This window comes from Acidovorax sp. HMWF029 (assembly GCF_003060895.1).
Taxonomy (GTDB): Bacteria; Pseudomonadota; Gammaproteobacteria; order Burkholderiales; family Burkholderiaceae_C; genus Acidovorax.
The window spans coordinates 1,829-26,492 of record NZ_QAIH01000110.1; the positions used below are offsets into that span (position 1 = coordinate 1,829).

A 24,664-nucleotide genomic window follows, 5' to 3' on the forward strand; every position below is an offset into this window, starting at 1 on the left:
TGATCGCTCCAGCCCCGGCCACCATGGCGGTTTCTCCGGCACCGGTGGGCGGCGCGCTGCTGTCGATCAGGTGCACATGCAGCGGCGGCACGTCGCCCATGCGTGGCAGTGGGTAGTCGGCGAAGCTGGCCGCTGCCACGCCCGAGCGGGCCACGGGCAGTTGTTCGTGCAGCACCATGCCCAGGCACCACACCAGGTTGCCCTCGGTCTGGGCGCGCACGCCGTCGGGCTGCAGCACCAGGCCGCAGTCGTGCGCGCACCACAGCGCCACCACGCGCACCTGGCCGGTGGCGCGCTGCACTTCCACGTCGGCCACGGCTGCGGCGTAGCTCACGCCCTTGTAGATGCCGCCTGCGATGCCGCGCCCGCGCAAGGTGGTGGCGTCGTTGCTGGGGCGCTCTGACCATCTGGATTCCGCAGCGGCACGGCGCAGCACCTGGGCCAGGCGTTCGTCGGTGGTGCGCTGCAGGCGCCAGTCCAGCGGGTCGGCCCCGGCCAGGCGCGCGCATTCGTCCATGGCGCTTTCCACCACCAGGGTGTTGGGCCCCGCGCCCAGGCCGCGCCAGGGGCCGGTGTGCACGGGTAAGCGCTGGGCGGTGAACTCGATGCGCTGCTGGGGCACGTCGTACGGCATCTGCGCCCCGCGCGCCACGCCGCTGTCGCCTGCCAGGTCGGCCAGGGTCTGCATCCATACCGGCATGGCGGCGGGTGTGAACAGGATGTGGCTGCTGGCCAGCGCATGCCACCAGTGCGTGATCCGCCCGCCGTGCACGCGCGCCCGCACGCGGTGGCTGGAGGGCGGGCGTTGGAAGCCCTGGGAAAATTCTTGTGCGCGGCTCCATTGCACTTTGACGGGCGCGCCCACGGCCTGGGCGAGCACGGCAGCTTCCAGCTCCACCGTGCACAGCGTGCGGCCGCCAAAGCCGCCGCCGATGCGGCAGGCTTGCACCTCGATGCGTTCGGCATCCAGGCTGAACTGGCGTGCGAGCACGTCGCGCATGTAGAACAGGTCTTGGGTGCCCGCCCATACTTTCAGGGCGATGTCTTTTTTGTCTGCGGCGGCCAGCCAATGCGCCGTGGCGCTGCGGGGCTCGATGGGTGCGTGGGCGGCCAGGGGGATGTCCATGCGCATGTCCAGCGTCCAGGTGGTGTCGGGCGGCAGCTCGTCCTTGCGCAGGCGGTGCTGCAGCGCGCCCTGGCGCAGATGGGTGTCGATGTCGATGCGCTCGTCGATGGCCGTCTGCTCGAACGCGCTGCCATCGTCCACCTGCCATTGCACGGCCAGTGCGGCCTCGATGCGGTCGAGCGCCGAGGGGGTGCGCGCCACGATGCCCAGGCCCAGGCTGCCCATCTGCGCGAGGCGCGGGTGCTGCACCACGGCCATGCAGGCCGGGTCGGCGCGGGCGGCCGCCTCGTCCCACGCCTGCGGGCGCGAGGTGATTTCGGCCGACACCGGTGCGCGCAACACGCGGCCATAGAGCAGGCCGGGCAGGCGCGTGTCGCCCGCAAACAGCGGCTGGCCGGTGACGAGGGCGTGCAGCTGGCCCGGTGCCACCGCAGTTTCTTTGGTGGCCCCGGTGCGCGGCTGCAGGCTGCGCAGCGCGGTGGGCGCAATGTCACGCGCGGCCAGCGTGCCTGCGGTCTGGCCTTGCGCCAGGGCCTGGCGCAAGGTGGCGCAGGCGCGGGCCAGGGGCAAGGCAAAGTCCTGCACGCTGGCGCTGCCCACGGTGGCGCGCACGCGGGCGATGTGGCGGGTGCTGGGCAGTTGCAGGTGCACTTGCTCGGGTGGCACACCCAGCTCGGCAGCGGCCAGCCCCTGCAGCGCGGCGCTGATCTGCTGGCCCATTTCGGCGCTGGGCAGCCACAGGGTGTAGCGGCCCTTGTTGTGCCGTATCCAGCCCAGCGCTTCATCGGCGGTGGAAATGGGGCGCTTGGGTAGCACCGGCACCAGGCCACAGCCCGCCAGCGTAACGGTGAGCGCTCCGGCGCCTGCCGCTGCCAAAAACTGGCGGCGCTTCATGGCTTCGAACCCTCGGCTGCCTGGTGGATGGCTGCGCGCACGCGGTGCTGGGTGCCGCAGCGGCACAGGTGGGCCGACATGGCGGCGTCGATCTGCGCATCGGTGGGGCGGGGCGTAGCGCGCAGCAGGGCCACGGCGCCCATGATCTGGCCGCTCTGGCAATAGCCGCATTGGGGCACGCGCAGGTCTAGCCAAGCTTGTTGCACGGGGTGCAGCGTTCCGTCAGGCGCCGCCAGGCCTTCGATGGTGGTGACGGCGCGCCCTTGCAGTCCGCGCGCCGTCTGCAGGCAGGCGCGTTGCGCCTGGCCGTCGATGAGCACAGTGCAGGCACCGCACTGGCCCATGCCGCAGCCAAAGCGGGTGCCTACCAGGCCCAGCGGCTCGCGCAGCAGCCAGAGCAGGGGTTCGTCCTCCCAGCCGGGGGGCACCGGCTGGGGGTGTTGGTTCAGGGTGATGTGCATGGGGCCTCCGTGGGTGTGACGGGGGCCAGTGTGCAAAGCTGAGGGGAAGCGAGTCTTGAAGATTTGCGCCAGATGCAGCGCCAGGCGCATCAGGGCATGGGGCGCGCTGTGGGACTGAAAGCAATGGTAAATATGGCCGTTTGCGCGCGTCCATCAAGCGCAAGAAGCTATTGATTTGGAAGCAATCCCTTCCACTGCGGCATGGTCTGCGCCCACCACAGCCGCAGGCGCATGGCCCATTCGGGCGTGTAGCCCGAGGTGGCAAACCGCACCTGGCCCTGCGCGTCGATCACCACCAGCGCGGGCACGGAGCGCACGCCCCAGCTGCGCGACAGGGTGGCCTGCGGGTCCACCGCCGTCGGCCACGGCATGCCGCGCTGGTGCTGCACCTGGGCCACGCGCTCGGCGGTGCCCGACTGCATGGCCACGCCCAGCACGGGCCAGTCGGTAGAGAGCCTGGCGATGCTGGGCTCTTCCAGCTTGCAGATGGAGCACCACTCGGCCCAGAAATGCACCGCCACGGCTTGGCCGGGGTGCTGGGCGCGCCATTCGGCCAGGCTGGTTGCGTGTGCGGGGCCGCTGGCCGTTGCGGCCATCACCAGCGCCACATCGGGCGCAGGGCCCCGGGGCAGGTCGCGCGTGCGCCAGGTGTCTACCGCCGCGATGGCGAGCCAGGCGAGGGCCAGTGTGGCGAGGTGGCGCTTCCAGCCCGCGCACAGGTTGTGCACCGCGCGGGTGATGCGTGCCTTCAGCACGGTTGGTGGTTCCGCCGCGTTGGATGTCAGCGCAGCACTTCCAGCAGCCGGTCGAGCCCGCCCTGGTTGATGGCCACTTTGGCCTGTGCGCGCACGGCGGGCTTGGCGTGGTAGGCCACCGACAGGCCGGCCGCGCCCATCATGGGAAGGTCATTGGCGCCGTCACCCACAGCAATCGCCTGTTGCGGCGAGATGCCCATGAGCGAGGCCATTTCCAGCAGCGTGCGGCGTTTTTCGGCGCCATCGCAGATGTCGCCCCAGGCCTGGTCCACCATGCGGCCGGTGAGCTGGCCGTCCTGCACTTCGAGCATGTTGGAGCGGGCGAAATCGATGCCCAGGCCCGCCTTCACGCGGTCGGCAAAGAAGGTGAAGCCGCCAGACACCAGCAGCGTGGTCAGCCCGGCAGCCTTGGCGGCGGTGACCAACTCCTTGGCGCCGGGGTTAAAGCGCAGGCGCTCTGCAAACACCTGCTCCATGTGCTGCACCGTCACGCCCTTGAGCAGGGCCACGCGCTGGCGCAGGCTCTCTTTGTAGTCGGTGATCACGCCCTGCATGGCGGCTTCGGTGATGGCAGCCACCTCGGCCTTGCGGCCTGCGGCGTCGGCGATTTCGTCCACGCACTCGATGTTGATGAGGGTGGAGTCCATGTCAAACGCGATGAGCTTGTAGGCCGACAGGGACAGCGGGGGCGTGATGCCCTGGACAACGAGGCCGGGGGCGAATTCGGTAGCGTGGGTCATGGCGCAGGCGACGGGTTTTGTGTGGGGGAGAACAGAACCCGCAATGGTATCGCCCCGCTTCATGCCCCTTCAGTCAGCGTCTGTTGCCCTGCTACCTTGGGTGCGGGCGGCTCGTTCATCTTGACCAGAAACATGCGCAGAAAAAATGCCACCATGCACAGCATGAAACCGATGCCAATGGTGCTCATCAGACCGTAGTCGGTAGAGAAAAGATCGTTCAGCAACTTCATGGGTGGTCTGCGTTGATGTGGTGCGGCTCAATCCCGTTCTGCTGCAGTCAGCAGGGCGGCGATGCGTTGCAGCAGCGCCAGGGCCGCCACTGGCTGCGTCTGCAGCCACGCGTGCAGGGCGCGGCCCACGCCAGGCAACTGGACCACGTCCACACTGCGCGCGGCCTTGGCGGCTTGGCCGTAGCCCTGGATGATGGTGGGCGGGATCACCGCGTCCTCCGCGCCCCACACCAGCAGCAACCGGCCGCGAAAACTCCGCAATGCTGCCCAGGCCAGGGCATCGGCGAAGTCCCTGGTGGCGCGCAAGGTCTGCTGAAAATCTGGGCCGAAGGGCTGGTGCTCTGCCGCCGGTGTGTACGCCGCCGGGCAGAACAGCACCAGGGCGCGTGGCTGCAGCATATCCAGCAACTGGCAGGCCGTGTGGCCGCCCATGCTGGAGGCGATCAAGGCCAAGGGCGGATGTGTTGCCCCCAGGCCCAGGTGTGCCGCTACAGCCAGCGCCTGAGCCTGGCGATCTGCCAGGCTGGAGCCCAGCAGGCTGCCGCCCGTGGTGCCGTGGCCTACAAAGTCGAAGGCGGCACCGGTCCAGCCTTGGGTGGCCAGGGGCTGGAGCAGGTAGTCCACGCGCCGGTGGTTGGTGGCCGCACCGCCGCCATGCAGAGACAGCAGGCGCGGCACCGCTGCGGCCATGTGACCCCAGGTGCTGCCATGCAGTTGGTGGGCGCCATGGGCCACGGCAAAAGGCGTGCGCACGGCGACGGATGCGCTGTGCGCTGTGGCCTCTGGGGTGTCGTAGTCAGGGCTTTCGGTCATGCAGGTACAGCCGGTCCGACCAGGTGGCCAGCCATTCGGGCTTGAAGGCCACAAAAATCGCCGCGATCATGCCCGTCACAAACCCGTCGCCCCAGGCCATCAGCCAGCGCGCGACCAGCGACAGCTCATCGCCCACGCCGGGCAGCAGGTGGCCGCTCCACTGCGATAGCACGCCCGCTGTAAACACGCACACCACCGTGCCAAAAAAAGCGCGCCCCAGCACGTAGACAAATGGCTTGGTGCCCGTGTAGCGCCGCACCAGCGCGCCCAGAGCCAGCGCCAGTGTGGCTGGCACCACGCCCAGCCACACCGTAGCGCTCAGTGCGTCCGCCCAGGTCAGCGCGGGCGAGATCGCGCAGGCGGCCGTGCCCACGGCGATGAGCACGGGTATCGCCAGCGGCCAGCCCAGCATGAGCACCACCAGGCAGGCGCCAGACCATTGCAGTTGCAGCGGCATGGCGTGCAGCGTGGGCAGTGCCCACAGCCAGGGCAGAAAGACCAGGGCGGCGAGCAGCGGAGTCCACAGCGCAGAGGGGGTGCCGTGGCTTTCGTGCGCCAGTGGCTTTTGATTGGCCAGCATGCGCCAGGGCCGCGCTACAAGGGCGGCCACCAGGGCGAGAAGGAGAAGAGCGGCTTCAAGCCACATGGTTTTATATTGCTATTCTATTGATAGCTTAATTCGCATGATGGACGCGCGGAGGAGGCCTTTTTTGTTCGAAAAAAAACCCTCATGCCGCTACCAACGGCTGCCCCAGCGAGCGCAGCACATCGCGCACCATCTGCGCGCGGTCTTTCGGCTCCTTCAACTCGCGCTCAATGCGCAGCTTCTCGTTGCCCGCCAGCTTGATGTGCTTGTTCTTCTGGATCAGCTCGATGATGCGCATCGGGTCAATCGGCGGCTGCGGCTTGAAGGTGATGTTGATGACGCCGGGGGCTGCATCCACCTTCACCACGCCGTAGGGCTGGCTCAGCACGCGCAGGCGGTGCACGTCGATGAGGGTCTGCGCCTGCGGCGGAAGTTTGCCGAAGCGGTCCACGATCTCTTCGAGCAGGCCGTCGATCTGATCGGGCGTCTTGGCCGTGGCCAGCTTTTTGTAGAACGACAGGCGCAGGTGCACGTCGCCGCAGTAGTCGTCGGGCAGCAGGGCAGGGGCGTGCAGGTTGATGTCGGTGGTGACCGACAGTGGCGACAGCAGGTCCGGCTCCTTGCCGGCCTTGAGCGACTTGACGGCTTCGTTGAGCATCTCGTTGTAGAGTTGGAAGCCCACTTCCAGCATGTTGCCGCTCTGGTTCTCGCCCAGCACTTCGCCCGCACCGCGGATCTCCAGGTCGTGCATGGCCAGGTAAAAGCCGCTTCCCAGTTCCTCCATCTGCTGGATGGCTTCGAGCCGCTGCTGTGCCTGCTTGGTCAGGCCCTCCACATCGGGCACCATCAGGTAGGCATACGCTTGGTGGTGGCTTCGGCCCACGCGCCCGCGCAGCTGGTGCAGCTGCGCCAGGCCGAACTTGTCGGCGCGACTCATGATGATGGTGTTGGCCGTGGGCACGTCGATGCCGGTCTCGATGATGGTCGAGCACAGCAGGATGTTGTAGCGCTGGGCCACGAAGTCGCGCATCACGCGCTCGAGCTCGCGCTCGGGCATCTGGCCATGGGCTACGGCGATGCGGGCCTCGGGCAATATCTCTTCGAGCTTCTGGCGGCGGTTCTCGATGGTCTCCACCTCGTTGTGCAGGAAGTAGACCTGCCCGCCGCGCTTCAGTTCGCGCAGCACCGCCTCGCGGATCACGCCCGTGCCTTCGTTGCGCACAAAGGTCTTGATCGCCAGGCGCCGTTGCGGCGCAGTGGCGATGACTGAGAGGTCGCGCAGGCCTTCCAGCGCCATGCCCAGCGTGCGCGGGATGGGCGTGGCTGTCAGCGTCAGCACGTCCACCTCGGCGCGCAGGGCCTTCATCTGCTCCTTGTGGCGCACGCCGAAGCGGTGCTCCTCGTCGATGATCAAGAGGCCCAGGTTGTGGAACTTGGTGGACTCAGACAGCAGCTTGTGCGTGCCGACCACGATGTCCACCGTGCCGTCGCCAATGCCCTTGATGGCGGCGGTGATCTCCTTGCCTGAGCGAAAGCGCGAGACCTCGGCCACCTTCACGGGCCACTTGCTGAAGCGGTCCACCAGCGTCTGGTAGTGCTGTTCGGCCAGCAGCGTGGTGGGCGCCAAAAACGCCACCTGTTTGCCGCCCGTCACCGCCACAAACGCGGCGCGCAGGGCCACCTCGGTCTTGCCAAAGCCCACGTCGCCGCAGACCAGGCGGTCCATGGGGCGGGGGCTGATCATGTCCTGGATCACCGCGTGGATGGCAGCGTTCTGGTCGGCCGTTTCGTCAAAGCCGAAGTCGTTGGCAAAAGTCTCGTAGTCCTGCGGGCTGTAGCGGAAGGCATGGCCCTGGCGCAGTGCGCGGCGGGCGTAGATGTTGAGCAGCTCGGCCGCGCTGTCGCGCACCTGCTCGGCGGCCTTGCGCTTGGCCTTTTCCCACTGGCCGCTGCCCAGCTTGTGCAGCGGCGCCTCGTCCGCGCTCACGCCGGTGTAGCGGCTGATGAGCTGCAGTTGGCTCACCGGCACATACAGCACGGCCTTGTCGGCGTATTCCAGGTGCAAGAACTCCTGCATGGCGGGCGTGCCGTCGGGGTTCTTGTTGCCCACATCCATGTTGATCAGGCCCCGGTAGCGGCCAATGCCGTGCTGGCTGTGCACCACCGGGTCGCCCAGCGTCAGCTCGGCCAGGTCTTTGATGAGGGCTTCAACATCGCTCACCTGCTCCTGCTTTTTGCGCCGGCGCGTGGTGGGGCCTGCGGCAAACAGCTCAGTCTCGGTGATGAAGTCGATGCCGTCTTCGATCCAGCTAAAGCCCACGGTGAGGCCTGCGGTGGCGATGCCCACCTTTTCATCGGCTGTGCTTTGGAACTCGGCCAGCGAGTCAAAGGCCGGCGGGTTTACGCCGCTGGCGCGCAGAAAGTCGAGCAGGCTCTCGCGGCGGCCATCGCTTTCGGCCAGCAGCAGCACGCGGTGCTGCGTGTTGCGGATGTGGGCGTGCAGGCGGGCCAGCGGGTCCTCGGCGCCGCGCACCACCGACAGATCGCCCAGCTTCTGGAAGTTCGGGTTGTCGTCCACGTCTTCCACGCCGGGGCGGATGGACAGCTGGGCATGCTCTTTGGCACGCGTGTAGAACTGGTCGGCCGAGAGGAACAGTGCCTCGGGCGGCAGCGCCGGGCGCTCGGGGTCGCCCTGCACCAGGCGAAAGCGCTCTTTGGTGTCCTGCCAGAAGCGCTGGAACGCGGGCTCCAGGTCGCCGTGCAGCACCACGGTGGCTTCTGACCCGAGGTAGTCGAACACCGTCGCTGTTTCATCGAAGAACAGCGGCAGGTAGTACTCGATGCCCGCCGTGGCTACGCCCGCGCCCATGTCCTTGTAGATACGGCTCTTGGTCGGGTCGCCCTCCAGCATTTCGCGCCAGCGGCTGCGGAATTTGGCGCGCGCCTCGTCGTCCATGGGAAATTCGCGGCCGGGCAGCAGGCGCACCTCGGGCACGGGGTACAGGCTGCGCTGGCTGTCGGGGTCGAAGGTGCGGATGCTGTCGATCTCGTTGTCGAACAGGTCCACCCGGAACGGCACCAGCGAACCCATGGGAAACAAGTCGATCAGCCCGCCGCGCACCGCGTATTCGCCAGGGCTCACCACCTGCGACACATGGGAGTAGCCCGCCAGCGTGAGCTGGGCCTTGAACTTGGCTTCGTCGAGCTTTTGCTTGACCTTGAAGTGGAAGGTGTAGCCCGCCAAAAAGGACGGCGGCGCCAGCCGGTACAACGCCGTGGTGGCGGGCACGAGCACCACGTCGGCCCCGGTGTCCTTGTCCTTCTGGCTGATGCGCCACAGCGTGGCCAAGCGCTCGCTGATCAGGTCCTGGTGCGGTGAGAAAGTGTCGTAGGGGAGCGTCTCCCAGTCGGGGAACAGCGCGCAGCGCAGGCCGGGGGCAAAGAAGGCCATTTCCTCAATGAGGCGCTGCGCATCGGTGGCATCCGCCGTGACGATGGCGGTGGTGTGGCCTGCGGCCTTGTCGCGCTCGGCCAGGCGGGCCAGCAGCAGGGAGTCGGCGCCGCCCACGGGGCGGGGCAGGGCAAAGCGTTTTCCGGGGGAGAGTTTGGGCAGTTCCATGCGGACGGGTTCGGTCGTCGGGGCCATCGCATCCCCCGGGGCGCGGAGCGCGCACGGGCTGGATCGGGGGCAACAGGGCATTTTAGTGATCCGTGGCGAGGCGTGCTGCAAGCTGTTCCAGATGCCTGTGCAAAGCCACGCACCGGGTCGCAGTGCAAGGTGCATCCTCCTAAAATGCGCCTCTCATGACCATTGATCCGCTGCTGCAACCCTCGCTCACTGCCCCCCATGCGCCCACTTCGACGCCGGGGCGTTTGTGGGCGCTGGTGCCCTGTGCAGGCGTAGGCTCGCGGGCCGTGGCTGCGCCGCCTGCGGCACCTGCAGGCAGCACGGTGTTGGCCTTTGGCGCACTGGCCGCAGCAACTGGCGAGCCCGCGCCGCTGCCCCTGCCCAAGCAGTACCACCTGGTGGCGGGCCATCCCATGGTCATGCATACGCTGGCCGCGTTCGCCGGTGTGGCGCGTCTGGCCGGCACGCTCGTGGCGGTGGCGCCGGGAGACCACTTCCTGGACGCCCATGCCCATCCCTCTTTTTTTGTGGCCCCGTGCGGCGGCCCCACGCGTGCAGCCACGGTGCAGGGCGGAATCAAAACCTTGCTCGAGTGTGGCGCCCAGCGCGATGACTGGGTGTTGGTGCACGATGCCGCGCGCTGCCTGATCACGTCCGAGCAGGTCGATCGGCTCATCGACGCCTGTGTGGCGGATTCCGTTGGCGGCCTGCTGGCCCACCAGCTGGCCGACACGCTCAAGACCTCCATCGACGGCCCGGGCGGCGTGCGCGTGGCGTCCACCGTAGACCGCAGCAACAAGTGGCTGGCGCAGACGCCACAGATGTTCCGCATCGGCCCGCTGCAGGACGCACTGGCCAAGGTAGGTACCAACGTGACCGACGAGGCCAGTGCCATGGAGGCCATGGGCCTGCACCCGCGCCTGGTGCCCGGTGGTGCGCAGAACTTCAAGGTGACCTACCCCGACGACTTCGCTCTGGCCGAAGCCGTGCTGGCCCAGCGCGGCCATGGCACCACGCTGGCACGCTTTGGCGGCGAACGCGTTCACGGCGCCAGTGAGACAGGGCGCAAGACGATTTATTGATTCACCCCGCAGGGGGAGACGAAGGAACACATGAATTTCAGAATCGGGGAGGGGTGGGATGTGCACGCCCTTGTACCAGGGCGCCCACTGGTGATCGGCGGCGTGACCATCCCTCACACAATGGGCTTGCTGGGCCATTCGGATGCCGACGTGCTGCTGCACGCGATCACCGATGCCATCCTGGGGGCGGCAGGCCTTGGCGACATTGGGCGACATTTCCCCGACTCCGATGTGCAGTTCCGTGGCGCCGATTCCGCAGTCCTGCTGGCCGAGGCTGCACGCCGTGTGCGGGCTGCGGGTTACACCATTGGCAACGTTGACAGCACCGTGGTGGCGCAGGCGCCGCGCCTGGCGACGCACATCACCGGCATGCGCGAGTGCATCGCCAAGGCACTGCAGGTGGAGCCCGACCAGGTCAACGTCAAGGCCAAGACAGCAGAGCGTCTGGGGCCCGTTGGGCAGGGGTTGGCCATGGAAGCGCGTGCTACGGCATTGATTTATAAGGCCTGAGCCTTCAGGCGGGCTGCTCAGCCCAGGCTGCCACATAGCTGGGCACGGGCGCTGTGTTCCGCGTGTCAGCAACAGGTGCACCGCGCACCTGCATCAGTGGCAGCACACCGGCCCACACGGGGTGTGACATGTCATTGGCATCGTCCTCTGGCGGGCCGCTACGCACCTTGCAGGCGGCTTCATCGAGCGAGATGCGCAGCACTGTGGTGGCCGTGAGCTCTTTGTCATTGCCTGCGCGAATCTCGGCCTGGCGGCCCACGGCCAGGTGGTCCATCAGCGCGACCAGCGCGGCGTGTTTGTCGGCCACGGGCTCGAAACGGCCATACACCATGGCCGAGCGGTAGTTCATCGAGTGGTTGAAGGCCGAGCGCGCCAGCACTAGGCCGTCCAGGTGGGTGATGGTCACGCAGGCCTGCACGCCCTGGCCCAGCCACTTGACCATGCGCCCGCCGTTGGAGCCGTGGATGTACAGGTGCTCACCCTCGCGCCAGCAGGCCGTGGGGATGTTGTGCGTGCCCTGGTCGTCGGCAAAGGCCACATGGCACAGGTAGGCTGCGTCGATGATGCTGTGCAGCGTGGCGCGGTCGTAGCGGGCGTTTTCGGCCACGCGGCGGACGCGGGTGCGGTCGGTCGGGGGCAGGGCGGTGGCGTTGTCGTTCACGGGGCGTGTTTCCGATGGGAAAGTGGATGAAGGGGCGCAATGTAGATCCTGTGTGGTGCCAAAATAAGATCCACAACACCACTATTATTTAGGGCCACAGATCGCCATGGATTTTCAGCTGCTGTTCAGCGCCTTCAAGGCGCAGCCTGCACATGCGCACTGGCCGCAGCAGCGCCAGCTGCACGAGTGCCTGCGCCATGGCATCCGCAGTGGCAACCTAGCCAGCGGCACCCGCCTGCCTGCCAGCCGCACGCTGGCGGCCGAGCTGGGCGTGGCGCGCAACAGCGTGCTGTATGCCTACGAGCAGCTCGCCACCGAGGGCTTCATCGTGGCCACGCGGCGCGGCAGTGTGGTGGCGCCTCTGGCCGGGCGGCTGGTGGCGGGCTCCGCCCCTGTGCTGTCCATTCCTGCGGGACGTGCTAGCCTGTCTCGGCGCGTTCAGAACATGCCGCTGCTGCCAGGATCGGAAACGGCTGCCGCATTTGCCCCTGGTGTGCCCGCGCTGGGCGACTTCCCGGTGCTGCGCTGGCGGCGCATGCTGGACAAAGCCTGGGCATCACTCACGCCCGCACAGCTCAACTATGCCTACCCGGCGGGCGAACCCGCGTTGCGCGAAGCCATTGCCAGTCACTTGCGCGTGGCGCGTGGTGCGCTGGTGGACGCCGCGCAAGTGTTCATCACCGATGGGACGCAATGCAGTCTGGATCTATGTGCCCGCTCTTTTGCCGACGCGGGTGACAAAGTGTGGATGGAGAACCCGGGCTACCAGGGCGCGGTGGCGGCCTTTCGCGCCGCCCAGCTCAAGGCCGTTGGCATCCTGGTGGACGCAGATGGCATGGCCCCCACGGACAGCGACTGGCGGCGCCAGCGGCCCCGCTTGATCTACACCACGCCCTCGCACCAGTACCCGGTGGGCAGTGTGATGAGTCTGGCGCGGCGCCTTGCGCTGATCGACGGTGCACGTCAGGCGGGCGCACTGGTGATTGAGGACGACTACGACAGCGAGTTTCGCCACGAAGGGCCGCCCCTGGCGTGCATGCAGGGCCTGGCGCCCGATGCGCCCGTGGTCTACCTGGGAACCTTCAGCAAGACGATGTTCCCCGGCCTGCGCATCGGCTTCATGGTGGTGCCAACGGCCCTGGCACCCGTGCTGGCTCTGATGCTGGACCGCGCCGCGCCGCGCGGGCGTACGGCTGATCAGCGAGCTCTGGCCGAGTTCATCGTGAGCGGTCAGTTCGCCCAGCACTTGCGGCGCATGCGTCGGCTGTATCGCCAACGGCGCGATGTGCTAGTCGCTGCGCTGGCCGAGCACCTGGGGGATGTAGCCACAGTACACGGCGGGACAGCCGGCATGCATCTGGCCTTGCGCCTGCATGATGGCGCGGTCGACGACGTGGCACTGAGCGCTTGCCTCATGGCGAAGCACAGCATCATGGCCCCTGCTCTGAGCCTGCACGCCGTGGGCCTGCGCGCGCAGCCTTGGCGCGGCTTTCTGCTGGGCTATGCGCAGGTGCCGGTGGAGGCGATGGAGCCGCTGGTGAAGAAGCTGGCGGGTGTGGTGCGGTGTGGAGCCTGAATGCTCAGGCGCTGTCCCGCTCGGTAATGGAAATGCCGATGTCCACCACGGGTTCCGCCACTGGCTGACCCTCGGCGCGTCGGCAATCAGTTGCGCCGCCGTCTGGCCCATGTGGGTGCCGTCGATGCGTACGGTGGAGAGGCTGGGGCTCACGGTCTGCGCAAAGTCGATGTCGCCGAAGCCCATCACCGCGAGCTGATCGGGCGCGGCAATGCCGCGCACGCGCGCTTTGTTCAGCACACCCAGGGCCAGCACTCCCGAGGCCTTCACTGCTTAGCAGGCGCGCGAATTTGCACGCTGGAAGACCGTGATCGAGAGTCGAAAAATCACCGTTGACTGAGCCCCGCCACAGGGTGTACCCGCGCGTCTCCTCCTCGTTTTCAGACCACCATGACCACCTCTTCCATCCCATCCACCATCAGCCCCCCATCGTGACCCAGCTGCGCGTGGTGCCTGTGGCAGGCCACGACAGCATGCCCATGAACCTAAGCGGCGCGCACGGCCTTTTATTTTTCACACGCAATCTGCTCATCCTGCGCGATAGCGCGGGTAACACGGGGCTGGGTGAAGTGCCGGGCGGCGACAAGATTCGCCAGGCCATCGAGGACGCCCGCCCGTTAATCGTGGGTCGACCTATCGGCGAGCAGCGCGAGGCGGTGCAAATGCTGGGCTACCTGTTTTACGTGGGCGATCGTGCCAGGACCGACCTGGCCTATCGCACCGAGCCCGGCGCCGACAACGACTGGTTTCGGCTGTGCAACGAGAAGGCCATGACCGCCGATGGCATCGTGCGCTTGGCCGAGGCGGCGTATGAGCGCTACGGTTTTGCCTATTTCAAGCTCAAGGGGGCGTGCTGCGCGGCGAGGAAGAGGTCGAGGCCATACGCGCGCTGCATGATCGCTTTCCCGAAGCGCGCGTGACGCTGGACCCCAACGGGGGCTGGTTCCTGAAAGACGCCGTCCGCCTCACGCGCGACCTGCACAGCGTGATGGCGTATGCCGAAGACCCCTGCGGCGCTGAAGGAGTGTTCTTGGGCCGCGAGTTGATGGCCGAGTTCCGTCGCGCCACCGGCCTGCCCACTGCCACCAACATGGTGGCTACCGACTGGCGCGGGTTGGCGCACAGCCTGGCCCTGCAGTCGGTGGATATCCCGTTGGCCGACCCGCACTTCTGGAGCATGGCCGGGCCCGTGCGCGTGGCCCAGATGTGCTAGGCCGTCGGCCTCACCTGGGGCTCTCAGTCCAACAACCACTTCGAGGTGTCGCTGGCCATGCTCACCCAAGTGGGCGCTGCCGCCCCCGGCCGCACCACAGCGATCGACACACACTGGATTTGGCAGGACGGCGAGAGCCTGACGAAGGAACCCTTTCAGATCAAGAACGGCCTCATTGAGCTGCCCAAAAAACCCGGGCAGGGCGTGGAACTGGACATGGACGAGGTCGAGCGCGCACATCGGCTGTACCTTCAGCATGGCCTGGGGGCGCACGACGATGCGATGGCGATGCAGTACCTGATGCCGGGCTGGACGTTCAACAACAAGGCGCGTTGCATGGTGCGCGGAGAGCGCGCTGTTCTCTTTTCCCCCGCTTTTCAGAGGACCTGCAGCAGGGCATCCGCACATAGGTGGGCGCCTTGATTTTTGTGGGGCATCCCTGGCGCTGCAGTCCCGATCAGGTTGCAGGGTCGTCCAGTATCTCCAGCGCCTCTTTCGCGATCGCAAGCGACAACTGCTCCTGCAGGATACCGGCCTTGAGCACCAAGTGCTGCAGTCGGCGTTCGCGGCTCGGCTCCTTGCCGATGAAGTCGCGCTGCTCGATGCGCAGGTAAACGTCCAGCTTTGCCTGGTGCATTGCTTGGCGCCTGGCAACTTCCTGCGCCAGTCCGGCCGGGCCGATGGCTGCCTCTGCGCGTAGGCGCACCATAAGTTCGTCGCGCAGGGGGGTGGGGTCCTGTTGCTCTGCTACCCAGCGGCGCAGCTCCCTGCGGCCCGCAGGCAGCAGGCGAAACTGGCGCTTGCGGCCACGGCCCGTCTCGGCCGGCAGGGCTTCGATCCAGAGCGCTTCCTCCAGCCGAGCCAGTTCGCGGTAGATCTGCTGGTGCGTGGCGTGCCAGAAATAGCCGATGGACTTGTCGAAGCGCTCGGCAAGCTCGGAGCCCGAGCATGGGTGTTCGACCAAGGCAGTGAGAAGGGCGTGGGGCAGGGACATCGGAAGAAGAAAGGCGCGAAAGACGATTCGTAACTCGCCATCTTGCCTGAATTGGGTACGCAGCCCGTTGTTTATGCAATCAGTTGCATTAATGTGGGGTGTTCGCTATATTTGTGCAACTAGTTGCATAAAAACAAAGGAGATCTACGATGAATGCCGCCCTTGAATCCGCCTCGGCCCCGCTGTCGGCTGGCAAAAGCCCCTACCCGCACCTCCATGCTCCGCTGGACCTGGGCTTCACTACCCTCAAGAACCGCGTCCTCATGGGCTCCATGCACGTGGGGCTGGAAGAGGTGGCCAACGGCTTCGATCGCATGGCTGCCTTCTATGCCGAGCGGGCGCGCGGCGAGGTGGGGCTGATCGTCACGGGCGGTATTGCACCCAACGAGCGCGGTCGGCCCATGCAGGGCGGGGCCATGCTGGTCAACGAGCACGAGGCCGAACAGCACCGCAAGGTGACCCAGGCCGTGCACGCCGAGGGTGGCAAGATCGCGATGCAGATCCTGCACTTCGGCCGCTATGCATACCACCGCGACTTGGTGGCGCCCAGCGCCTTGCGTGCACCCATCAACCCCCATGTGCCGCATGCACTATCGGCCGATGAGGTGGAGCAGACCATAGCTGACTTTTCCCGCTGCGCAGCGCTTGCGCAGCATGCAGGCTACGACGGCGTGGAGGTGATGGGCTCCGAGGGTTACCTGATCAACGAGTTCATCGCTGCGCGCAGCAACCAGCGCGACGACGTGTGGGGCGGCAGTTATGCCAACCGCATGCGCTTTCCGGTCGAGATCGTACGGCGCACGCGCGAGCGCGTGGGCCCGAACTTCATCATCATCTACCGCCTGTCCATGCTCGACCTGGTGGAGGGCGGCTCCACCCTGGCCGAGGTGATAGAGCTGGCGCAGGCCATCGAGGCGGCGGGCGCCACTATTCTCAACACCGGTATTGGCTGGCACGAGGCGCGCATACCCACTATCGCCACCAAGGTGCCGCGTGCGGCGTATGCCTGGGTGACCAAGCAGGTGATGGGGCAGGTGGGCATACCGCTGATAACCTCCAACCGTATCAACATGCCCGAGGTGGCCGAGCGCCTACTGGCCGAGGGCTGCGCCGACATGGTGTCCATGGCGCGGCCGCTGCTGGCCGATGCCGACTTCGTGCGCAAGGCACGCCAAGGCCGGGCCGACGAGATCAACACCTGCATCGCCTGCAACCAGGCCTGCCTGGACCATACCTTTGGCGGCAAGATCACGAGCTGCCTGGTCAACCCCCGCGCCTGCCACGAGACGGAACTTGTCATTGAGCCAACAGCGATTAAAAAGCGCATCGCCGTGGTCGGGGCAGGTCCCGCTGGGCTTAGTTTTGCCGTCACTGCTGCGCTGCGTGGCCATGCCGTGGTGCTGTTCGATGCGGCGGCAGAGATCGGCGGCCAGCTCAACATCGCCAAGCAGGTGCCGGGCAAGGAGGAGTTCTACGAGACCTTGCGTTACTACCGCCGCCAGTTGGATCTGCATGGCGTGGATGTGCGCTTGAATACCCGGGTGGAAGCGAACGATCTGGCGGGCCAGGGCTTTGACGAGGTGGTGGTGGCCACGGGCGTACAGCCGCGCACGCCGGACATTGAGGGCATCACCCACCCCAAGGTACTGAGCTACCTGGACGTGCTGCGCGACAAGAAGCACGTGGGCCGACGTGTGGCTGTGATCGGCGCGGGCGGAATCGGCTTCGACGTGGCCGAATACCTCACGCACGAAGGCGAGAGCGGTGCTCTGGCGCCCGCCAAGTTCAATGAAGAATGGGGCATCGACACTGCTTTTGCCCATGCCGGTGGCTTGCGCTCCCCCCAAGTGGAGCTGCCTGCGCGCCAAGTGCACCTGCTGCAGCGCAAGACCACTAAGGTCGGCGACCAGTTGGGCAAGACCACGGGCTGGATCCACCGCACTTCACTCAAGGCGCGCAACGTGGGCATGAGCTCGGGCGTAGCCTACGAGCGCGTGGACGACGCGGGACTTCATGTTCGCATCGATGGTGGCGAGTCCCTGGTGCTGGAGGTCGACCACATCGTGGTCTGCGCCGGCCAGGAGTCACTGCGTGCGCTTTACGACGCACTCCTGGCTGCCGGCCAGTGCACCCACCTCATCGGCGGTGCCGACGTGGCCGCCGAGCTCGATGCCAAGCGCGCCATCCTGCAGGGCACGACGCTCGCCGCCCGCATCTGATATCCGATTCTCACCCCAGGAGGCATTCCATGACCGAAACCCCGAAGAACACCCACCCCGCCGTCGCCCGTTCGCTGGAGATCTGGCACCAGATGGTGGCCAGCCGCGACCTGTCGAACCTGTTGAGCATCGTGCACTCCGACGCGGTGTTCCGCTCGCCCATGGCGAATACGGCCTACACCTCGGCACCGGCGTTGATGCTGGCGCTGTCCACTGTGATCCAGGTGTTCGAGGACTTCACCTACCACCGCCAGCTGGCCACCGACGACGGCCTGAACATCGTGCTGGAGTTCAGCGCTCGCGTGGGCGACAAGCAGCTCAAGGGGATCGACCTCGTACGTTTCAATGAGCAGGGGCAGATTACGGAGTTCGAGGTCATGGTGCGCCCCCTGAGCGGCCTGCAGGCCCTGGGCACGGAAATGGGCGCGCGCCTGGGGGACAAGTTGCCAGCCTTCAAGACCAAGGTCTGAAAGGCAAAGGAGGACAGCACCTGCTCTGTGCGGTTCTCCTGCTTAACGTCCTGGTGAATGCCGCCTTGATGCGTGCGGCGCGGCCGCAAGCTACAGCTTGTCCTCCGCCCGTCTGCGCGGCAGTTGTCGCTTGACGGAGGGGCGTTGCAGGCGTTGTTTCGGGTCTACGCCTTCAGGCAGGTCTGTGGCGCGTTGCAGTTGCAGGTGGGCCACCAGTCCTCCGGTGCTGGAGTTGGCCAGGGCGAAAATCCCGCCCATGCGCTGTACCGTCTTGTCCACGATGGACAGACCAAGACCCGCACCCGCAGCCGCCGTACGGGCTGAGTCGCCTCGAAAGAACGGCTTGGTCAGGTTGGACAGCTGCTCAGGGGGTACTCCCGCGCCATGGTCCCGCAGCTTGATCAGCACCCATCGCTCACGGCTCTTGGCAACGATGTCCACGCTGGTGATGCCTGTTTCCTCGGTCTTGCCATAGCGTCGTGCGTTTTCCAGCAGATTGGAGATTACGCGGGCCAGCTCCACTTCGTCGGCCAGCACGTTCAGGTCTTCGGGCACGTTCATGGTGATCTGCAACTCCCGGTGGTCCTGCACCGCATACACACAGGACGAGACCACAGCATGCAGATTGATGGGCGTGAGCGTGACGTGGTCGGGGCGTGCGTAGTCTAGGAACTTGTCGATGGTGGCATCCAGCTGCACGATGTCTGCGACCATGTGCTCGCGGGCTACCTCGTCGGTCACGCTCATCTCGGTTTCCAGCCGCAGCCGCGCCAAAGGCGTGCGCAGGTCGTGCGAAATGCCAGCCAGCATAACCGCGCGATCTTGCTCCAGCTTCGCAAGCTTCTGGGCCATGCGGTTGAACCCGATGTTCACTTCGCGGATTTCACTGGTTACTACCTCTTCATCCAGATGACTGGCGGCGAAGTCGCCATCTTTGACCCGGTTGGCTGCATAGGACAACTGCTTGAGTGGGCGATTGATCAGGCGCGCGATGGCAGCGGCGCCTGCCAGCGATAGTGCGGCAGCCGTTATCAGCCATATCAGCCAGGTGCGACCACCAGCCGGGCTGAAGCGAGAGCGGTCCATCAACAGCCAGTTGGGATCCCCATTGATGTTGAAGCCCACCCACAGACCGTTTTCTCCATTCACACTCTGGGCCACGATGGTGTCAGGCCCTAGCCGCAGGGTCAGCTCGTCGGTCAGTCGGTTGCCTAAGGCGGTGGGGTCCAGCAACGCATATTTGTCCTTCGGCTCGCGCGGCAGGATGCGCACGCCTTCCTGGTCGGCCATGGTCTTAATGAGGGACACGCGTGCGATGGCGTCGGAGTGCACAAGCGCTGCGCGGCTCAGGTTAACGAGTGACGCAATTTGCTGGGCAGTCTGCAGTGTGCGTGGCTCGAATTCAAGCGCGCGCAAGGTCTGCAGCCATGCAAGGATGCTGCCCACCAACAACAACGCCAGTAGAAAAAAAGTGCGCCAGAACAGGTTGAGGCCCACGCGTGCGCGCTGCTCCCGCGCCCGACGGATAGCCTCCAGGGGCGCGGGGCTGGTGGCTTCCGAAGCTGTCACTGATTTGTGAGATGACTGCCTGCGCTTGCCCTCGGTCTTGTACATGAGCGGATCAGCTCGTACCGTCCGGCACGAACACGTAGCCCACGCCCCATACGGTCTGGATATAGCGCGGCGCGGCGGCATCCACTTCCACGAGTTTTCGCAGGCGCGAGACCTGTACGTCCAGGCTACGGTCGAAGGGTTCAAACTCGCGACCGCGGGCTAGAAGGGCTAGCTTTTCGCGCGATAGGGGCTGGCGCGGGTGGCGCACAAGGGCCTTGAGCATGGCGAACTCGCCGGTGGTCAGTGGCAATTCTTCACCATTGCGTTGCAGGGCGCGCGTGCCCAGGTCGAAGGTGAAGGGGCCGAAGGTCACGACCTCATTGTCGCCCGAAGGCGCGCCCGGTGCTTCCTGGGCAGGGCGGCGGCGCAGCACGGCGTGAATACGTGCCAGCAGTTCGCGGGGGTTGAAAGGCTTGCCCAGGTAGTCGTCGGCGCCCACTTCCAGCCCCACGATGCGGTCCACGTCTTCGCCCTTGGCTGTGAGCATGATGATGGGCGTGCGGTCATTGGCGGCACGCAGGCGGCGGCAGATCGACAGGCCATCCTCGCCGGGCATCATTAGATCCAGCACGATGATGTCAACCGTTTCGCGCAGCAGCAGGCGATTGAGCGCCTTGCCGTCTTCGGCGACCATGACTTCAAAGCCCTCTTGTGTGAGGTAGCGGCGCAGCAAATCGCGGATTCGCGCGTCGTCGTCTACCACCAGAACTTTGTCGGTGCGATTGGTTGTTGTGGCCATGTTGATCCCAAGTCCAATTTGTAACAGAGCCGATTCTGACCATTTGGAACGCCGAAGTTCGGTTTTTGGGGGTGTGTTTGACCAACTGTTACAAGTTTTGCCCGGCTTCGCACACTCGCTACCGCCGTTTCACAGAACGGCGCTTTGCGGCGGGTAAGGTGGCGGCCTGCGCAATCGGATTGTCTGTTGCGCGCTCTTTCCAGAAGGCTACTTCCCATGAAAATCACGACCCGTCTGATCACCGCTGCGGCTTTGCTGGCCTGTATTGGCTCGGCCATGGCGCAGGTAACCGCCCCTCAGGAGCCACGCAACGTGGTGCAGTTGGCGGCCTCCGGCATGGTTGAGGCGCAGCAGGATCTGCTGGTGCTCACTCTTTCGGCCAGCAAAGATGGCCCGGACGCTGCTGCCGTACAGGCCCAGCTCAAGCAGGCGCTCGACGGAGCCCTGGCTGAAGCCAAGCGCAATGCGCAGACTGGGCAGCTGGAGGTGCGCACCGGGCCTTTTGGGCTGTACCCGCGTTATGCCAAGGACGGCAAGATCAATGGCTGGCAGGGTCGGGCCGAGCTGGTGTTGGAGGGGCGCGACTTCGCGCGCATCACTGCGACGGCTGGCAAGATCCCATCCATGCCCATCAGCCAGGTCGCTTTTGCGCTCTCGCGCGAGGCCCGTGCCAAGGTTGAAACCGAGGCGCAGACTCAGGCCATCGAGCAGTTCAAGGCCCGGGCGGCCGAGTTGGCCAAGGGCTTTGGCTTTGCCAACTACAGCCTGCGCGAAGTGGCGGTGAACAGCAATGAGATGTCGCCTGGTCCCCGTCCGCGCATGATGGCGATGGAAGCCAAGTCGTCGTCGTTCTCTGATGCGGCGGTGCCTGTGGAAGCAGGCAAGGCACAGGTGGTAGTGACTGTTTCTGGCTCCGTGCAAATGCGCTGAGGCGGGCAGCCTTCAATCGCCTGCCATGCCGATGGAGTAGGCTGTGTGCCGCGCGGCCTGGGATTCTCAGCTTTGTTGTTTAGTGGCAGGCCGCCAGCAGGCGTGCTCAAAGGGCCTGTCCACCGGATACCTCGATCCTTTGTGCGGTCACCCAGCGGTTGGCATGCGCCAGCAGGCCTGCCACCATGGGGCCGATGTCATCGGGCAGGCCCACGCGGCCCAGGGCCGTCATGTGGGCCAGATGCTGGTTGAGTTCAGGGTTGTCGCGCACCACGCCGCCGCCGAAGTCGGTTTCGATGGCCCCTGGCGCCACTGTGTTGACGGTGATGCCGCGTGCGCCGAGTTCTTTGGCCAGGTAGCGCGTCAGCACCTCCACGGCCCCCTTGGCTGCCGCGTAGGCCGCGTAGCCCGGGAGCGACAGGCGGGTGAGACCAGTCGAAAAATTCACGATGCGCCCACCATCCTTGATCAGTGGCAGCAGCGCCTGGGTGAGAAAAAACACCCCTTTAAAGTGCACATTGACGAGACGATCGAACTGCGCTTCGCTCGTGGCCGCAAATGCAGCGTAGTCGCCATGGCCAGCATTGTTGACCAAGTGGTCGAAGCGGTCGCGTCGCCAAGTTTCTTGCAACAAGGCGCCAAGACGATGGCAAAAAGGGGCGAAGGTGGTGACATCTCCGGTATCGAGTTGCAACGCCACAGCCCGGCGGCCCAGGGCCTGGATTTCGGCCACGGCAGCCTGTGCTTCCTCGGTCTGGCTGCGGTAGGTGATGATCACATCGCCGCCGCCCCTGGCGATGCTCAACGCGGTATTGCGGCCCAGGCCCCGGCTGCCGCCGGTAACGAGAGTGATGGTGGGGGTGTGCGAGGGGGTGCTTTGCGTCATGGCGAACTCCAGTGTGTGATGCCGTCCAGTGTCCGGTTCCATGGCTTTTGCTGGCTGCCGAAACCCCCTTGATTTTTGCCTGATTCTCCAAATTCAGTGCCGAGAGGTCTGTGTGCAGGTACGCTTGAGGCATGACGACGCCCTTGTTCCAGGCGGTGAGCCGCTATGCCGAAGCCCATGCCCGCCAGGGGGGCGTGGTGCAGACCCCCATCCCCGGACTGAGCACGGTGCGTGCTACCGAGCCCAGCGGACTGTTGCACGCGATTGCGCAGCCCCTTGTCTGCCTGGTTCTGCAGGGCAGCAAGCGGGTGGCGATGGGAGCGCAGACCTATGGATTCTCGGCGGGCGAGTCACTGTTGATCACGGCGGATGTGCCAACGGTGAGCCAGATCACCCGTGCCAGCGCCGCAGCTCCATATCTTTCGATCGCGCTCGAGCTGAGCCTGCCGGTGATTGCCGACCTGTCGGCACAGATGGGGGCTGTGCCCGGTGGCGACCACGCCCCCGTGCACGTGGATCCCACCGATGCCGAGGTGGCCGATGTGGCCCTGCGCCTCATGCGCCTTCTGGAGCGGCCAGAAGCCGTTCCGCTCCTGCACGTATCCCTGGTGCGCGAGTTGCACTACTGGTTGCTGGCTGGGCGGCACGGCGCAGCCATCCGCCGCCTGGGCTGGCCTGGCAGCCATGCTCAGCGGGTGGCGCGCGCAGTTGCCGTGCTGCGTGCCGATTTTGCGCAGCCCCTGCCAGTAGAGAGCCTGGCGGCGCTGGCAGGCATGAGCCCCTCATCCTTTCATCAGCATTTCAGGGCTGTCACCTCTTTGTCGCCGCTGCAGTTCCAGAAACAGCTGCGCCTGATAGAGGCGCGGCGGCTGATGCTGGCTGAGGGAGTCGGTGCCAGCAGCGCTGCATTTGCCGTGGGCTATGAAAGCGTGCCCCAGTTCACCCGCGAATATGGCCGACTTTTTGGTTTGCCACCGGTACGCGATATACAAGCCGCAAAAGACAGGACGCGTTCGGTGGCGTGAACAGTCTTTGCTGGTGTTTGTGCTGGCTGGGCCGATGAAGCTACTTGCTGTAGTCGATCAGCCCCCATACGATCACAGTGAGTTGGAGCAGGTTGATCAGGATGGCTATGGTATGGGTTCTGCGGAACCCCGGGATGGCGTCCATGTAGTTCGACTGGATCTGCGCCCCTAGCGCATCCATATTTGGGATGATTTTGTTGCGCAGTACTACAGCGATTGCTGCCAGTAGGGCTGCGCCGAAGGCGATGTCAGGGTGGCCTGCCAGAGCAAAACTGATCGCCGTGGCGGAGGCTGTCGCAAAGGCGCAGACGTAGTAGACATGGAAAAATCCGCGTACAAAACGGGCATCCAGCGGCGTATCATGCTTGAGGAACAGCAGCGGAATGGAGCCCATGATGAAGTACGCCGTGGTCACGAGCAGTGCCACCGTGAAGAACATGGCGGTAATCAGTGCGGCAGACATCGCGGGTTTCCTCCCGTGGTGGGGCGTCGTCCAGGGGCCTGCATGAAAGAGGCAATTTGCCCCAGCGGTTTTTTTTGGAGGACAACCCCATTCTAGGAAGCTTCCTCGCCCTCTGCCTAAGAGAATGCGAGAACGGCAGGTTCCAGTGTAGGTGGGGCCCGCAGGGCAGGGGCCCCGGGGCCGCAGTTGCAGAAGGCTGCGTGCAGGGGGCTACTGGGCAGCCCAGCCGCCATCCATGTTCCAGGCCACTCCGCGCACGTTGTTGGCCGCTGGGGAGCAAAAGAACACGGCCAGCTCACCCAGTTCTTCGGGCGTGGTGAACTGCATCGAAGGCTCCTTCTCGCCCAGTAGCAGCTTCTTGGCATCCTCGTTCGACAGGCCGTGCTCGGCGGCTTTGGCGTCCACCTGTTTTTGCACTAGGGGCGTGAGCACCCAGCCGGGGCAGATTGCGTTGCAGGTCACGCCCGTGGTGGCGTTCTCCAGCGCCATGACCTTGGTCAGGCCTACGACGCCATGTTTCGCGGCCACATAGGCCGCTTTCTGGGCGGAGCCCACCAGACCATGCACCGACGCCACATTGATGATGCGGCCCCAGTTGGCACTCTTCATGCCCGGCAGCGCCAGGCGCGAGGTGTGAAAGGCGCTTGTGAGGTTGATGGCGATCACTGCATCCCAGCGCTCCACGGGGAAGTCTTCTACGTTGGCTACGTGCTGGATGCCTGCGTTGTTCACCAGGATGTCCACGCGCCCAAACTGTGCGGCGCTGTATTTCATCATGTCTTCGATGTCGGCCGCCCGGCTCATGTCCGCGCCGTGGTAGTCCACTTTGGCCCCAGCAGCTTCTCCAGCCGCTAGCACTTCGGCGCGGGGGCCATCCACATCGCCAAATCCATTGAGCACGATGTTGGCGCCCTGGCGGGCCAGCGCCTTGGCGATGCCAAGGCCAATGCCACTGGTGGAGCCGGTGACGAGGGCGGTTTTGCCTTTCAGCATGAGAGTCTCTCCGAATGAATTACGATGCCACGCAAGGGAAAGTCGGCAACCATGGC

Annotated in this window: 22 protein-coding genes and 2 pseudogenes; 8 read left to right on the forward strand and 16 right to left on the reverse strand. The window is 65.6% G+C overall.

Annotation, left to right across the window (positions count from 1 at the left end; translation table 11 throughout):
* From DBR12_RS07410 to mfd, 8 genes are all read right to left on the reverse strand, one after another.
* Nucleotides 1–2,020: xanthine dehydrogenase family protein molybdopterin-binding subunit (locus tag DBR12_RS07410; RefSeq protein ID WP_233244340.1), on the reverse strand; the 2,020-nt coding region annotated here is incomplete at its 3' end.
* Nucleotides 2,017–2,481, reverse strand: coding sequence for a (2Fe-2S)-binding protein (locus DBR12_RS07415; RefSeq protein WP_108616703.1), 465 nt, complete (start codon nucleotides 2,479–2,481; stop codon nucleotides 2,017–2,019). The genes DBR12_RS07410 and DBR12_RS07415, both read right to left, overlap by 4 nt.
* Nucleotides 2,482–2,648: 167 nt before the next feature.
* Nucleotides 2,649–3,236, reverse strand: a complete 588-nt coding sequence (locus tag DBR12_RS07420; protein WP_108616670.1) for a redoxin domain-containing protein — start codon at nucleotides 3,234–3,236, stop codon at nucleotides 2,649–2,651.
* A 26-nt stretch (nucleotides 3,237–3,262) separates the two neighbouring features.
* Nucleotides 3,263–3,976 (reverse strand): phosphoserine phosphatase SerB, encoded by a 714-nt coding sequence (gene serB, locus DBR12_RS07425; RefSeq protein ID WP_108616671.1) that lies wholly within the window; start codon nucleotides 3,974–3,976, stop codon nucleotides 3,263–3,265.
* Between the two features lie 59 nt (nucleotides 3,977–4,035).
* The gene (locus tag DBR12_RS07430; protein WP_199226657.1) at nucleotides 4,036–4,206 is read right to left on the reverse strand and encodes a DUF3149 domain-containing protein; all 171 of its coding nucleotides are present in this window, start codon (nucleotides 4,204–4,206) and stop codon (nucleotides 4,036–4,038) included.
* A 27-nt stretch (nucleotides 4,207–4,233) separates the two neighbouring features.
* Nucleotides 4,234–5,019: an alpha/beta fold hydrolase gene (locus DBR12_RS07435; protein ID WP_108616672.1), complete on the reverse strand. Its 786-nt coding sequence runs from the start codon at nucleotides 5,017–5,019 to the stop codon at nucleotides 4,234–4,236.
* Entirely contained in the window at nucleotides 5,003–5,665 is a 663-nt protein-coding gene (locus tag DBR12_RS07440; RefSeq protein WP_108616673.1) for a hypothetical protein, read from the reverse strand. The genes DBR12_RS07435 and DBR12_RS07440 overlap by 17 nt, the downstream gene beginning before the upstream one ends.
* Nucleotides 5,666–5,747: 82 nt before the next feature.
* Nucleotides 5,748–9,224: a transcription-repair coupling factor gene (gene mfd, locus DBR12_RS07445; protein WP_108616674.1), complete on the reverse strand. Its 3,477-nt coding sequence runs from the start codon at nucleotides 9,222–9,224 to the stop codon at nucleotides 5,748–5,750.
* 185 nt (nucleotides 9,225–9,409) lie between these two features.
* Here mfd and DBR12_RS07450 point away from each other — a divergent pair, with 185 nt between their 5' ends.
* Together DBR12_RS07450 and ispF are read left to right on the forward strand one after the other, a co-directional pair.
* Nucleotides 9,410–10,315, forward strand: a complete 906-nt coding sequence (locus DBR12_RS07450; protein ID WP_108616675.1) for a 2-C-methyl-D-erythritol 4-phosphate cytidylyltransferase — start codon at nucleotides 9,410–9,412, stop codon at nucleotides 10,313–10,315.
* A 30-nt stretch (nucleotides 10,316–10,345) separates the two neighbouring features.
* The gene (gene ispF / locus DBR12_RS07455; protein WP_108616676.1) at nucleotides 10,346–10,825 is read left to right on the forward strand and encodes a 2-C-methyl-D-erythritol 2,4-cyclodiphosphate synthase; all 480 of its coding nucleotides are present in this window, start codon (nucleotides 10,346–10,348) and stop codon (nucleotides 10,823–10,825) included.
* Nucleotides 10,826–10,829: 4 nt separating this feature from the next.
* On the opposite strand, the gene DBR12_RS07460 is transcribed toward ispF, so the two are convergent.
* Nucleotides 10,830–11,486 carry a pyridoxamine 5'-phosphate oxidase family protein gene (locus tag DBR12_RS07460; protein WP_108616677.1) on the reverse strand — a complete coding sequence of 219 codons (657 nt, stop codon included), beginning with the start codon at nucleotides 11,484–11,486 and terminating at the stop codon, nucleotides 10,830–10,832.
* Between the two features lie 106 nt (nucleotides 11,487–11,592).
* Between DBR12_RS07460 and DBR12_RS07465 the strand changes: the two genes are divergently transcribed.
* Nucleotides 11,593–13,062 carry a PLP-dependent aminotransferase family protein gene (locus DBR12_RS07465; RefSeq protein ID WP_108616678.1) on the forward strand — a complete coding sequence of 490 codons (1,470 nt, stop codon included), beginning with the start codon at nucleotides 11,593–11,595 and terminating at the stop codon, nucleotides 13,060–13,062.
* Nucleotides 13,063–13,200: 138 nt separating this feature from the next.
* Here the strand turns inward: DBR12_RS07465 and DBR12_RS23535 are convergent.
* Nucleotides 13,201–13,332 (reverse strand): annotated as a pseudogene (locus tag DBR12_RS23535) (substrate-binding domain-containing protein); the annotation flags it as partial.
* 203 nt (nucleotides 13,333–13,535) lie between these two features.
* Between DBR12_RS23535 and DBR12_RS07475 the strand changes: the two are divergent.
* Nucleotides 13,536–14,620, forward strand: a pseudogene (locus tag DBR12_RS07475) (enolase C-terminal domain-like protein); the annotation flags it as partial.
* A gap of 112 nt (nucleotides 14,621–14,732) precedes the next feature.
* On the opposite strand, the gene DBR12_RS07480 reads toward DBR12_RS07475, so the two are convergent.
* A complete protein-coding gene (locus DBR12_RS07480; protein ID WP_108616679.1) occupies nucleotides 14,733–15,269 on the reverse strand; it encodes a PadR family transcriptional regulator in 537 nt (178 codons plus the stop codon).
* Between the two features lie 149 nt (nucleotides 15,270–15,418).
* Between DBR12_RS07480 and DBR12_RS07485 the strand changes: the two genes are divergently transcribed.
* Complete coding sequence (locus tag DBR12_RS07485; protein ID WP_108616680.1) at nucleotides 15,419–17,488, forward strand: NADPH-dependent 2,4-dienoyl-CoA reductase; 2,070 nt, start codon at nucleotides 15,419–15,421, stop codon at nucleotides 17,486–17,488.
* A gap of 29 nt (nucleotides 17,489–17,517) precedes the next feature.
* On the forward strand, nucleotides 17,518–17,958 hold the full coding sequence (locus DBR12_RS07490; RefSeq protein WP_108616681.1) for a nuclear transport factor 2 family protein: 441 nt from the start codon (nucleotides 17,518–17,520) through the stop codon (nucleotides 17,956–17,958).
* Between the two features lie 90 nt (nucleotides 17,959–18,048).
* Here DBR12_RS07490 and DBR12_RS07495 read toward each other — a convergent pair whose 3' ends face one another.
* Together DBR12_RS07495 and ompR are read right to left on the reverse strand one after the other, a co-directional pair.
* Nucleotides 18,049–19,572: a sensor histidine kinase gene (locus DBR12_RS07495; RefSeq protein ID WP_108616682.1), complete on the reverse strand. Its 1,524-nt coding sequence runs from the start codon at nucleotides 19,570–19,572 to the stop codon at nucleotides 18,049–18,051.
* A gap of 7 nt (nucleotides 19,573–19,579) precedes the next feature.
* Nucleotides 19,580–20,311, reverse strand: coding sequence for a two-component system response regulator OmpR (gene ompR, locus DBR12_RS07500; protein WP_010460834.1), 732 nt, complete (start codon nucleotides 20,309–20,311; stop codon nucleotides 19,580–19,582).
* A gap of 216 nt (nucleotides 20,312–20,527) precedes the next feature.
* Here ompR and DBR12_RS07505 point away from each other — a divergent pair, with 216 nt between their 5' ends.
* A complete protein-coding gene (locus DBR12_RS07505) occupies nucleotides 20,528–21,241 on the forward strand; it encodes an SIMPL domain-containing protein (RefSeq protein ID WP_108616683.1) in 714 nt (237 codons plus the stop codon).
* Nucleotides 21,242–21,347: 106 nt separating this feature from the next.
* Here the strand turns inward: DBR12_RS07505 and DBR12_RS07510 are convergent, their stop codons facing one another.
* On the reverse strand, nucleotides 21,348–22,127 hold the full coding sequence (locus DBR12_RS07510) for an SDR family NAD(P)-dependent oxidoreductase (RefSeq protein WP_108616684.1): 780 nt from the start codon (nucleotides 22,125–22,127) through the stop codon (nucleotides 21,348–21,350).
* A gap of 131 nt (nucleotides 22,128–22,258) precedes the next feature.
* On the opposite strand from DBR12_RS07510, the gene DBR12_RS07515 reads away from it, so the two are divergent.
* The gene (locus DBR12_RS07515) at nucleotides 22,259–23,152 is read left to right on the forward strand and encodes an AraC family transcriptional regulator (protein ID WP_108616685.1); all 894 of its coding nucleotides are present in this window, start codon (nucleotides 22,259–22,261) and stop codon (nucleotides 23,150–23,152) included.
* Between the two features lie 40 nt (nucleotides 23,153–23,192).
* Here DBR12_RS07515 and DBR12_RS07520 read toward each other — a convergent pair whose 3' ends face one another.
* Together DBR12_RS07520 and DBR12_RS07525 are read right to left on the reverse strand one after the other, a co-directional pair.
* Nucleotides 23,193–23,615 (reverse strand): hypothetical protein, encoded by a 423-nt coding sequence (locus DBR12_RS07520; RefSeq protein WP_108616686.1) that lies wholly within the window; start codon nucleotides 23,613–23,615, stop codon nucleotides 23,193–23,195.
* Between the two features lie 210 nt (nucleotides 23,616–23,825).
* On the reverse strand, nucleotides 23,826–24,608 hold the full coding sequence (locus tag DBR12_RS07525; protein WP_108616687.1) for a 3-hydroxybutyrate dehydrogenase: 783 nt from the start codon (nucleotides 24,606–24,608) through the stop codon (nucleotides 23,826–23,828).
* Nucleotides 24,609–24,664: the final 56 nt, after the last annotated feature.